Origin of the sequence: Stutzerimonas decontaminans (assembly GCF_000661915.1) — a bacterium.
GTDB classification, from domain to species: Bacteria; Pseudomonadota; Gammaproteobacteria; order Pseudomonadales; family Pseudomonadaceae; genus Stutzerimonas; species Stutzerimonas decontaminans.
On the sequence record NZ_CP007509.1, the window covers coordinates 3723220 to 3735000 of the forward strand.

7 protein-coding genes and 1 pseudogene are annotated in these 11781 nt (G+C 57.7%); 5 read left to right on the forward strand and 3 right to left on the reverse strand.

Annotation, left to right across the window (positions count from 1 at the left end; translation table 11 throughout):
- The first annotated feature begins 15 nt into the window (after window positions 1-15).
- From UIB01_RS23315 to UIB01_RS22930, 5 genes are all read left to right on the forward strand, one after another.
- Window positions 16-375: a hypothetical protein gene (locus tag UIB01_RS23315; RefSeq protein WP_196247245.1), complete on the forward strand. Its 360-nt coding sequence runs from the start codon at window positions 16-18 to the stop codon at window positions 373-375.
- 163 nt (window positions 376-538) lie between these two features.
- Entirely contained in the window at window positions 539-1372 is an 834-nt protein-coding gene (locus tag UIB01_RS23135; RefSeq protein ID WP_146067150.1) for a hypothetical protein, read from the forward strand.
- Between the two features lie 18 nt (window positions 1373-1390).
- Window positions 1391-2428: a restriction endonuclease-related protein gene (locus tag UIB01_RS17205; RefSeq protein WP_038663141.1), complete on the forward strand. Its 1038-nt coding sequence runs from the start codon at window positions 1391-1393 to the stop codon at window positions 2426-2428.
- Window positions 2412-5483, forward strand: coding sequence for an ATP-dependent DNA helicase (locus tag UIB01_RS17210; RefSeq protein ID WP_038663144.1), 3072 nt, complete (start codon window positions 2412-2414; stop codon window positions 5481-5483). The genes UIB01_RS17205 and UIB01_RS17210 overlap by 17 nt, the downstream gene beginning before the upstream one ends.
- Window positions 5480-7831 (forward strand): RNaseH domain-containing protein, encoded by a 2352-nt coding sequence (locus UIB01_RS22930; RefSeq protein WP_080695109.1) that lies wholly within the window; start codon window positions 5480-5482, stop codon window positions 7829-7831. The genes UIB01_RS17210 and UIB01_RS22930 overlap by 4 nt, the downstream gene beginning before the upstream one ends.
- Window positions 7832-7989: 158 nt before the next feature.
- Here UIB01_RS22930 and UIB01_RS17220 read toward each other — a convergent pair.
- The 3 genes and pseudogenes from UIB01_RS17220 to istA form a co-directional block, all read right to left on the reverse strand.
- Window positions 7990-9231: pseudogene (locus UIB01_RS17220) on the reverse strand (helicase-related protein); the annotation flags it as partial.
- 93 nt (window positions 9232-9324) lie between these two features.
- On the reverse strand, window positions 9325-10074 hold the full coding sequence (gene istB, locus UIB01_RS17225; protein ID WP_038661430.1) for an IS21-like element IS1474 family helper ATPase IstB: 750 nt from the start codon (window positions 10072-10074) through the stop codon (window positions 9325-9327).
- The gene (istA, locus tag UIB01_RS17230; RefSeq protein WP_038661432.1) at window positions 9962-11647 is read right to left on the reverse strand and encodes an IS21 family transposase; all 1686 of its coding nucleotides are present in this window, start codon (window positions 11645-11647) and stop codon (window positions 9962-9964) included. The genes istB and istA overlap by 113 nt, the downstream gene beginning before the upstream one ends.
- Window positions 11648-11781: the final 134 nt, after the last annotated feature.

Below are 11781 nucleotides of genomic sequence, written 5' to 3' on the forward strand. Positions count from 1 at the left end.
CTATCGCGACTGAGCATGCTGCCAACAGATGCGATGAACCTCGTCATGATCATGGAGCACGCTGCTAGATTCGGAATGGCGGCGCAGGTAGAAAATCTGGCGCCCCTTCGGGATTACGCGACATCACTGTTGAAAGGAAACCGGCCTAGCCAAGACTGCTCAGGCAAGGTCATCAGCAACACCCGCTTCGTTGTCCTGGAACCAGGTCAGGTGAAGCCAGAGGTACTGGAGGTTGTCCAACAAGCACTTCTGCATGATGGCCTTATCGGCGCATCGGATGGCGGCACTGTACGAACAAGGTTGAATACGACACAGGCTGTCGCATACCCAACCCATTCTGTCTCCTGTCATCTGACCATGGAGACTCAGCTATGACGACTTACTTTGCCTTCCTGCAACGCAGGACACCCAATGCGGGCCCACGCGCTAACTTTACAATCACGGTACAGGCCGTCAGCTCCGAGATGGCTCGCGTCACGGCAGAAGCCCAATACCCCGGTTACAAGTGCGCAAACGGCCCCGTGCAGGTGCGCTAAAGATGAACAACGCGCATCGCAAGCGCATGCAGCCTAGCGACTATCTGTACCACCTTTTAAACCAAGGTGACGATACCGAAAGCGCTAAGACAGAAACGCACCAGAAAGCTCTCAATCTACGGGAACAATACTCGGTAAGCTTCGATATCGCCTTGATCGCAGAAACACAAGCCGAAGCTCAGCGACTAGCAGACCAAATACTTGAACTGCCCAAGGCTTATTTCCCCGAAAGCATCACCTGTCTCGACAGGCATCGTTTTTCTGCTCACGGACTAGACGAACCTTGGCCTGAACAGCAATTTGATGAGCTTCATTTTTTCTGCTCATCTCCAGACCAGCTACCTCCCGCGAGTCACCTAGATCGACTAGCAGCCATCATCCACGTCCATCATTTAGCCCCATGCATGGCACAAGCATATCCGGGTTATCGCAGCTATCTATGGTGCACTGAGCAAGCTCTGTGTGACTTCTGGGCAAGCATGTACTTAGCAAGAGAGATGCAAAGCATCCCAGGGTTGAACTGGAATAGTTACCCCACATGGCAGCTGCCTGAACACTGCATTGGTCAAGCAGCAACTAGCTGGGGCTCAACACCAAATGCAGCTATAGATTCATTACTAGCGCAGGCTGGGCATACAAGACTCACTACTACGGTCGATGCAATCCTCGTAATAGAAGGCAATTGCGATATGTCGATAAGCGACTATTTCGACCTATTGATCCTGCTAGAGGCCAAAATCAAATGCGATATCGCACCCACTGGATGGGTAGCCCCTGAATACTCAGGTTATGGCCTAAAGCTGCTCACATTCGGCCCACTTAAAGACCAAAGTTGACGCAGTGGAGAACAGTGCATGGATAAACAACAACCTGAGCATTTGCTGCAACTCCTCGCTCAAGGCGCATCACTCAGCAGTAAGAACAGGGCACTGGCGTTTCCCTTGCTGCAGCGGGCTTGCGCCCTGCTCTGGCGTCTTGAGCCTGTTGGCTACCCAATGTCAGCCATAGAATTGGAGCGCAAGCTAAGCGTTCCCCTTGAGGACTGGCTGTCTTCGGCTATCAGGGCCGACTACTCAGGCCCCTTACTGTATTCCAACATCGCCACGCAAACCTGCAATGAGATGCTGCTTGAGCTCGACGTAAGGGAGCTGTGGGAGCAAGTCCAGGCCAGCGTAAACCGGGTCAAGCAAGCGTGCCGCCTTCGGGCTGACGGTGAGACACACTATCGAAACTTCCGGTTGTTTCTGATTGAGCATGGCGTGATCGTGCCCTTCCAGGCCCAAGAATCCTTCGTTTCACTCAATCTTTCTCTAAGCGAGTTCTACGAGCCCATCCCCCCTCACCTGCACCATAACGGGCTTCTGTATCTATGTCCCGAATGCAAATGGCCGATGAATGCTCAGCGGCACCAGGTCAGTTGCGACTCTGCTTGGTGCCAGGACAAAAAGAGTCTTTTTGTTCGTGATGGTTCGAGACTGATCAACCGTGTAGACAACAGCATCCTTCTGGGACACCCCGTCGAGGACCGGCTGATGCTCAAACCGCCATTATGGAAATTCACGCTCCAACCTGGACTGCTTGAGGTTGCGCTCGCAAGCGCGCTCGTGGCGAAAGGTTTGGAGGTGCAGCTGTGGCCTGATGTGGATCGAACGGATCTGCGTATCCGTCTTGGCCACGCTTACCAGGATATTGATGCCAAGGTCTGGATATCGTCCTACGAGCTGGCCAAACACATCGAATCAATCCCTTCGAGCAAGCCTCGCTGGATCGTAATCCCGGATTACCAGATGCAAAACATTCCCCTGCTCCGCCAACGCTGCCCTGCAGGGGTTGCGGTCTTCACGCAGAGCCAGTGCGTAAGGGAGGCACAAAAACATGCAGCCCCTTTCTGACATTAGTACAACGCTTTTCCTCGCCCTGGCTGCGCGATATGTGGGCAGTGAACCCATGCTGGCCGATGCAGCAGCTCTCTGCGCGGGCCGAACACGCGGCTGGAGCACCTGGTGCGCGCTTCAGGACGCTGATCAGCTGCTGATAGCCGAGAGCTTGCGGCTCAGGCCCTCACTTGTAGCCCAACCCAAGCGTTTCCTGATGAGCGCCGAGGCGATTATCAAAGGTGAACGCAGCCCCTTTGAGTTGATCGACGCGAGCAAGCTGAGTGACGAGCTCCACGAACAGGATTGCTATCGCATATCACCGCACCTGAATGCCGACCAGCTCATCAGGGAATACTTCGAGGCACTCAAGTATGGGCGTGCGACACCGGTCTATGCCCAGCTCCCAGAGTCTGGGGACGTAGTCCTCAAGCATATCGCTGGAGATCAGGTCAGGGTTTTCGTTGTACCTGAAAGCGAGCGGAGCGTCCTCGAAGTCGCTGACTGCCACATCCATATCCCCTCATCGCCCGCTGTGCAGGAAATCGAGTGGGAGCTTGGCTCACTACGCGAACTCGCCCAGCAACTCGATGCAACGCCCAATCTCCACAGCCAACACGAAGCCTCCCTGACCAACATTTGGGGATCAGAACCCAAACGCGCAGCAGACTCGGGCAATTTTTACCGCGTGAATGCCCCCACTGGAACCGGCAAAAGCGTTGCCATGGTGATGATGTCGATTGACGCGGCTCGCAGAGGTCACAGAGTCGTGATTGCGGTACCGACGCTAGTCGAACTGGAAAACACCGTACGTATTCTCAGGCAGTCGCTAGCTGTGGCAGCGGCTGATCTGAAGGTTGCACCATTGCACTCAGCGACGCGGGTCTATGAGCGTGCACAGATCCAGTTCGCGCAGAGCAATACTGCGTCCGCGTACGACTATGCCTGCCTGCTGGATGCTTACGCGTCCGACCTCCTCGACGTCGAACCCGGTAAAGAGCCTTGCTTCAACGTTCGGGTATCGACCCAGGAGGAAGGCCGACTTGAGCATTCAAAACGGCTTAACCACTGTCCTTTTCTCTTCAAATGCGGTCGGACCAGAATGTTGTCAGAAGCTCTTGAAGCCGACATCGTGGTGATCAACCATCATGCCCTATTGTCGGGCATTACGCGCATTCCGCTGTCCGACGCCGACCAGTTTCCTGGACCGCGCAGCCTGATCGAGTTGCTGCTCCGGACTGCCCCGGTGTTTCTCGTCGACGAAATCGACGGTCTGCTGAAGTCTGCCATAGACAGCAGTGTCATCGAGCTGAAGCTTGGCAACCAGGGTGACAATAGCCCTCTCTTGCGCCTGTTCAATACCGTTGTTGGCCGGTCAAACATACTTGGGATTGATCGAAGCAGTCTGTACCGGGTGAACTGGGCGCTAACCTATTGCACGCTCAGTGTGAGCCAGCTCATGAACCTTCAGCAGGAAAAATATTTCGAGTGGCCAAAGAAGGAAACAACCTGGTCAGATGCCGACGACACCTTCATTACCGAAAAGCTGGGAATCAATCGCGAGGAGCTGGAACAGCTGTTCAACAACACGAACCGCATACCACCCCACCTGGAAAGGCTAAGTCACCACCTTGCCTGCTGGCGCTCAAACGATGGCGAACACAAGCTTGAAACCCTGGCGGTCAACCTTGGTCATCTCATCAAGGCATTGTCCGACAGTGGTCTGCTTCCTGCACCGCTGAAAGAGCATGACCAGATCCGCCTAAAAGCATCGTTGATCTTGCGTGGCACGCTGCTGGTCATCGAAACACACCTGCGAAACCTCCAGGTTGAGCTTTCTGGCTTCGTCAACGCCGAGGTCCCAAACGCTTATGAGGTTCGAAGGAGCATTGCAGGGCCAGAGCCGTTGAGCCCTACCCCCAACGGCCCCTTGCAGCGGGCCGTGTTTGGTTTCAAGCGGAAAGACAGTAGCAACAATGACTCGACCCTGAACGTCGTCGCCATGCGCGGTGATCCGCACAGCACCCTACTTTCACTTCCGGATGTCAGCGCTCTGGGCTATGCCGGTGTGAAACGGTTGTTCATAGGGTTCTCTGCCACTGCATATTTTCCCGGAGCCAGTGCTTACGACCTTCGAGCCAAAGACTTCATCGACGTTCCGGATGCAGCTGGCCAGATCACCTTCGAGAATGTCAACCAAACGACCGCCATCTCTGGTGCCGCCTTTGCGGAGCGCAAGTTCCTGGTATCGAAATTTGCCAAAGAAATATGGCCCTGGGCGAAAGCCCGTCTCCAGAGTCTGGCAAACGACCCAAAGACCCAAGAGCGCGCTCGCCTGCTCTTGGTCACCAACAGCGACACGGATGCTGAAGTGCTGGCCATGACCCTCGCGAAAATGCAGGGTGGCCCAGGCCAATTGGTAGGCTGGGTGCGAGGACGACAGAGCGAGTACAAGCCATCCTCACTCGAAGCACAGCAAACACTTGTCTACGACGACCTGGCGGAATTCACCAGCGGCCGGCATAAGGACAAGACGTTGCTGGTCAGTGCGCTTGGCCCTATGGCGCGCGGCCACAACATCGTAAACGCCGATGGTCTTTCGGCGATTGGCGCCGTAGTGATCTGCGTCCGTCCACTGCCCTCTTCGGACAGCCCAAACAACAACCTTGCCCATATCTGCTACGAGACGGGGAAAGCGGTTGCCTTCTACAGCAGCCCTGGCTTGCTGATGATGCAGGAGCGAAAGCATTCCAATGCTCTCCTACAAAGTATTCGTACCGCACGCCCGGCGTTTAGCCAGCAACCGGATAACATCCGTCATTACACCATCATGAACATCCTGGTGAGCCTCACTCAACTCATCGGACGGGGGCGTCGAGGAGGTACTCCGGTAACTTGTTACTTCGCTGATGCCGCGTTTCTGAATGGCCTCAAGCCTTGGCACGAGATGCTCAACGAGAGCGTCCATCAACTCAAGAAAGATGGGGATTGGGATCAGTTCGAACGTCACCATGCCGGCGTCGCATCAGCACTTCTGAAATACATCAATGAATCAAGAAAGGACGCGAGATGAAGGCTCTTGAGCTACGCACCAGCCTATTCAAATTTGATGCGACCCAATTGGGGCAAGCCTACCGTGTGGTAATCGGCCCCCAGTATCTCGACGCGTGGCAAGCGCTTCAGGGGCTGGTTAAAAAGCCACATCCGGGCCTGCCTACGACAGGATTGGAGGAGATGCTTGCGGTTCTTTCCCGGGGCCCCGTAAAGGTGGACCTATTCCCCCAAAAAGAGGGCGGTGTCTCGGCGATTATCATGCTCTATCCGCTGTCAGTCGACACTATCAACGAGGTACTCCACCTATGGTCGATGGACGTCCTTAGGATTTGGAACGAGCAACTGGTCGGCATTGAAGGAAAGTTGATCGTCACCGACGTGGTGCCGCTGGATACAAGTCACCTAGTCACGCCTGGAGACATTTCATCGCTCGCGTATACGGTCATTCCTTGGCTGGTGGGGCAAGCCCTCATACAAAAGCCCATGCAGGCGGCGATGCCCATCAAGCTGTACCAGGCAGCTGATTCCAGCTTGCTTGCATGGGATGACCCTATCGTTTCCGAAAATGATGTCCGATATGCCAGTGCACTGCATGCTATCGAGCCGACTCTTGTCTTGCTGCACGGTCGGCCGCAGCCCTACATCCAGCTACGTGTGAAACTGACCCAGGTGATGCCCAACCTTGTAGGCAAGAAAAAACATGCCTGGGTCAAAACCGGCGGCCTGATCGTCAAAGCGAAGCTCAAAACCAAGAAGACGGTCGAAGGCTGGGAAACTACGTACGAGCACCCTGTCGAGAAGCTGCTGACCTTCATGGGCGTACAGTCGTTTCCTCCAATGGTCGACGGCGACATCCCCGTCGACAGCGACGTGAGACCCATCTACGCCATCCCACCGTCGAATCCAATGATTGCGTCAGGCCCTGGCCCGCTGTTCCTCGACCAAGCCGGCTTTCACCTCCTTGCAAGTCTGCCTGGAACGGCTCCGCTTCTGGTCAAGAAGGCGGTGGCTAGCTTACGAGAGGAGAAGGTTGTCACCACGGGAGAGGCCGCCAATCTGAACGCGATGGTACTCGCAGCACACGCTGACGTGATGCTGCGGCTACATGCAGCCAGTACCACCCTGGCCCAGGACAGCAAGTTCTTCGATAAGGTGATGCCTCCTCTCGTGGCACTGACACGCCTGGATGTACCGGACGCGCAGCGAATGCTTGAAGGAAAACATGACAGCAACAGCCTAAACGACTGGCTAATGAACCATGTGGTGCCCGCGAGCAAGCAGGCTTCTGAAAATGGCGCAAAGGTAATGATCGTTGAGACCAGTACGTCCGCTGCCTCTCAGGAAGCAGGGCTAGACCCCAAGCACGTCATTCGAAGGGTACTGGCAAAGCACGGCATCGCGACCCAGTTCATCATGCATATCGACCCTGATGCACAAGCTAAGAGGCGGAAGACCAAAGCGGATGATCGTGATTTCAAAGCTACCAACTCGATCATCGAAGCGATTCGACTAAGCGGGCACCTCCCCGTTCCAACGCCCAAAGTAAAATCGATGCCGGCGAGCACAACGGTGCTGTCGATTTTGCTGGATAGAATTCAGGATAAAGGCCCGGCCATCTATCTGCCGGTTATCACCCGGACGGTGTTGGGCGGGAATAAACCAGAGGTTTTCTGGTTCGAATCTTGCCTGGACTCCAATGGCAAATGGTTCAGCTACGGCGAGGGCTTGGCCGCCATCCACGGGACGGACACTCTGCTCAAGCCTGACCAATTGAAGACATTGGTCACCCAATCCTTGCTGGACTGCAAGATCAATTCGAACGACTCGTTGATCGTCTGCCTCGATGCCAATCTAAGAACCTTCTATGGAGCATTGAAAGATGGCCCCGGGGAGGGTCTTCCTCCCGTCCCATCAGATGCCGCTGTCGTCCGCATTCGAGCCGATCACCAGGTAGCACAGATCAGCGGCAACCACACCTTGTCTCCCAACTCGGCTCACTACATCGGGACGAAGGTGGGAGCTTTTCAATCTTGCGAGAGCGCCTCGGTATTTTATTTCGTGTCACCGTCTAAGCAGTACGGCAGCGTTCGCTCACAGCGCGAGAACACAAGATACGACGTATCAGAACGAGACCTGCGAGATCCATGGCAGCAGTTGGGCGTAACAGAAATCACGATCATAACGCCCGGGGCATTTAGCACTGCGACAGTGATCGCTGAACAGGTCGCCTTGCTGTGCAGGAACCCTTCACTGTGGGACGGCTACCTGCGTCTGCCTGGGCCCATGCACTTGGGCAAACAAGTAGCGGCAGACCATCCAATTTTGGAAATGCGACGCAAGTCTGAAGCGAACCGGTATGGAAATTAGGGAATCTAATGTGTGGAGGCACTGAAGCCGGTCAAATAGTCACTTGTTAGCACTCGGTCTTAAGTTGTGCTCCATATGCACTGGATTTTGGTTCATATTGACCAGATGAACCAAAGTCGGCTTTCAACAAAGCAGGCACCATACGAATAAGCTAGATATCAGGCCGTCTCCGCAAGCTGGCTCACTAGAGCCAATGCCAGGGCCTTTGCTCCACCCAAGTCCAAATGCATCGTGGCGTAAGACTGCATGAGTAACGATGACGGAAGCACCCAATCCCATTTTTCTTGGGCCATGTTCTGTACGTCCGCCAGTACAGCGGATTCATCAATACCGTCCCACTCGGCGATCTCACGCAGCTTGCTTTCAAGCGACGTCCGATCTCCCTCAACCTCGATGACCAACCCGCTGTTCTCACTGGCTAGTCCGGTGTGCGTCAGCAATATGGCTAGGGCATCGTTCGTCCAATCGCCTTGCCAGGTAAAAAGGTAAGTCTTACCTCCGCTTTCGGTCATGCTCGAATGTGCCAGTCCTAGGTCCGAAAAAGCGCTACGTGCCTGAGCTAGTAGCTCTTGTGCCGTAGTATCGAGATAGGGGTAGACGTCCGCCTCCAACAAGACGCTCCTCATCTCTTGCCGAACCCGATCATGTACACGGGCTCCAAGCCCGTCAAAGGACGGGGGAGCACCACCGGGATCGGATCTCACGACAACGACCTTGGCCTCAGTGTCCACGCTCGTTACCCGCCAGCGGCGCCCAGCAAAGATGATTCGCTGATCGACGGTCAATGGCCTAGAGACGGGCAATGCGCCAAGTGGTTTGCCATCGCATACCAGGCGGAACTCTTCATTACTGACAAATGCACTGTAGAAGTCGTAGTGGTTGATCAGGCGTTCCCCCACTACGCCGGGCAGCAGGAGCCCTGATGTTTCCTGGGTTATCAAATCGCGCTCACCGAGGGCACGAAGCAAACTGAGGAAGCTGCCCTGCTCCACCCCAATGAACGGACCACTGCGTATCAAGATGCTCCACAGCTCTGCAGCTGTAGCTCCACCCCGCTGGGCTATCACCGAGAGGCACTGCTGTACCAGCGTCGATAAATGAAGGCCATGAACACGAGGAGGCTCGAACCAGCCCTGCATCAACAACCGGATCATCGCGATGCTTTGCAGCAAACCCTGGCGAAGTCGATCTGACAGGGGCGAGCCATCGTCTAGCTGACGCTCCTTGCAGTAACTTCGGAGAATGGCTGCCTCTCCCGGACGGCGTCCGGATCGCCCCAAGCGTTGACGCAAGCTGGCTACCGATGGCGGTGCCCCGATCTGCACAACCGTCTTGATGCTGCCGATATCGACCCCAAGCTCCAGCGTGGTAGTGCAAACTGCGGTGGCAGGCCGGTCACCTGCGGATTTCGGTGAACGTGACCGAGCGTTTCGCTAATACGTGACCGGTGCTTCCGTCCCGGTTGCGCGGTTTTGAGATTGTAATCGCATCGGTCACGATGCGGTGTCTTCCTCGGCTTTTTTCCGGCGCAGTGACTCGCCCTTCATCGTCAATCGGTAAGCGTTGTGCACCAGGCGATCAAGGATGGCATCGGCCAAGGTCGGGTCGTTGATCCAGCCGTGCCAGTGTTCGATGGGCAGTTGACTGGTCAGGATGGTGGAGCGGTTGCCGGCGCGGTCGTCGATCACCTCCAGCAGGTCATGCCGGGCCCCTTCCTCCAGCGGGGCTAGCGCCCAGTCGTCCAGAACCAGGACGTCGACCTTTGCCAGCTGTTGCAGGGTGCGGCCGAAGCTGCCGTCGCCGTGGGCGATGCGCAGTTGCTCCAGCAGGCGCGGGGTGCGCAGATACAGGGTGCTGTAGCCCTGGCGGCAGGCTTGGTTGCCCAAGGCACAGGCCAGCCAGGTCTTGCCGGCACCGGTCGGGCCGGTCAACAGCAGGTTGTGCTGCTGGCGGATCCAGTCACCGTTGGCCAGAGCGGCGATCAGGCGCTCGTCCAGGGCGCGGCCGGGACGCCGATCGAGATCCTCTAGGCAGGCATTGCTGTACTTGAGCTTGGCTTTCTTGCGCAGCCGCACCAGGCGCTGGTTGTCACGCCAGGCCAGTTCACGGTCAAGCAACAGGCCGAGGCGTTCATCGAAGCTCAGGCTGTAGCTGGCCGGCAGCGTCCATTGCTCCTCCAGTGCGCGGGCCATGCCGTCCAGGCGTAGCTGGTGCAGTTGATTCAGGGTGTGTTGCGGCATCATCGAACAGCTCCTGTTGCGGGGGTTGGTAGTAGTCGGCGCCACGGACGTTTTCGTGGTGCTCGGGGAGGCTCGCTTCGGCCGCACGCTTGGGCAGCGGCTGTCGATCCAGGCCTTGCTGAAGTAGGTTGCGCACGCTGCGCCCGGTGAAAGCGCGTAGCTGGACGGCCCGTTCGGCGGCGGCTTCCAGGCGGGCATTGCCATAGCGGCGGGCCAGCGAGAGCAGGCCGAGGCAGGCGCGGTAGCCCATCTCCGGGTGCGGCTTGTGGGTCAGTTGGTGATCGATCAGTTGGCGCGTGTAGGGGCCGATCCGCTCGCCCCAGTCGAGCAGGCGTTGCGGCGTCCATTCGCGATGCGCCTGGTGCGCGGCGGGCATGTGCTCGCGCTGCGTGCTGTAGGCGCCGCGACGGCCCAGCAGCAGGTGGCTGGCCACCCGCCGGTTGCCATGCAGCACTTCCAGGGTGTGCGCCGTCAGCCGCACCTCGACGCTCTGCCGGGCCAGGGCCGAGGGCACGCTGTAGAAGCTGCCATTGACCTCGATGTGGTAGTCGATGTTGACCTTGCAGCGCTTGAAGCTGGCGACCTCGTAGGGATGCTCCGGCAGCGGGCGTAGGGCTGGGCGATCCAGGCGCTCGAACCAGTCGCGCCGGCAGCCGTCGAGGCGCTTGAACGGGCGTCGATTCAGCTCCTCCAGCAGTTCGGCGATGGCCTGGTTGAGCGCATGCAGGCTGAAGAACTGCCGGTGGCGCAGCCGCGCCATGATCCAGCGCTCGACCACCTGCACCGCCACCTCGGCCTTGGCCTTGTCCTGAGGTTTGCGTGGCCGGGCTGGCAGCATCACCGTCTGGTAATGCCGCGCGCACTCCAGCGTCGCCCGGTTCAGGCCGGGCTCGTAGCGATCCGGCTGGGCGACCAGGGCGCGCGGATTGTCCGGCACCACCATCTCCGGCACGCCGCCGAAGTAGGCAAGCGCCTGCCCCAGCGAAGTCAGCCAGTCCACCTGGGTTTCGCCCGGCGTCGCGCAGGCATAGGTGTAATTCGAGGCGCCCAGGGCGGCGACGAAGATGTGCGCCCGGCGGACTTCGCCGGTGCCTGGATCGACCACCGGCAGCGTCGGGCCGGCATAGTCGATAAACAGCTTCTCGCCCGCGCGGTGCAGCTGGCGCATCGAACGCTTGAGCGTCTGTGCGTAACGCCGGTAGTGCTCGACGAACTGGGTGTAGCGGTAGGTCGGCTGCCCCGCATGCGCGGCGAGATACTCCTCCCACAGCAGCTGCAAGGTCACGCCCTTGCGCCGCAGCTCGCGATGGATACTCAGCACATCGGGCAGTACCCGCTCACCGCGCGGCTTGCCCGGTGGCATCGGCGCAAACAAGGCGGCTGCCAACGCGGCCTCATCCATCGCCACCAGCGCCGGCCAGTCCAGCCCGGCCACGCGCGCCGCCGTGACGTACTTGCTGACCACGCCCTTGGACAGCTGCAAGGCGCGGGCAATCTTCTCGTGGGACAAACCGGCCTCAAGCTTGAGGCGCAGACATTCTTTGATGTTTCGCATGGCTACTCGCGGCGCCGCCATCCCTCGTCTCCCGAAATCGGGCGAGGGTGACGGTCGCGTCAGGTCATGCGCAACGCAGGGGGAAGGTTTTCGCTAAACCGTGACCGACGATTTCGGTAAGCCGTGACCGCCTGTTTCGGAACAGGTGGAAAATC

Coding starts and splice junctions, on each gene's coding strand:
- UIB01_RS23315 (WP_196247245.1), top strand. CDS start 16: ATGCTGCCAACAGATGCGATGAACCTCGTCATGATCATGGAGCACGCT.
- UIB01_RS23135 (WP_146067150.1), top strand. CDS start 539: ATGAACAACGCGCATCGCAAGCGCATGCAGCCTAGCGACTATCTGTAC.
- UIB01_RS17205 (WP_038663141.1), top strand. CDS start 1,391: ATGGATAAACAACAACCTGAGCATTTGCTGCAACTCCTCGCTCAAGGC.
- UIB01_RS17210 (WP_038663144.1), top strand. CDS start 2,412: ATGCAGCCCCTTTCTGACATTAGTACAACGCTTTTCCTCGCCCTGGCT.
- UIB01_RS22930 (WP_080695109.1), top strand. CDS start 5,480: ATGAAGGCTCTTGAGCTACGCACCAGCCTATTCAAATTTGATGCGACC.
- istB (WP_038661430.1), bottom strand. CDS start 10,074: ATGATGCCGCAACACACCCTGAATCAACTGCACCAGCTACGCCTGGAC.
- istA (WP_038661432.1), bottom strand. CDS start 11,647: ATGGCGGCGCCGCGAGTAGCCATGCGAAACATCAAAGAATGTCTGCGC.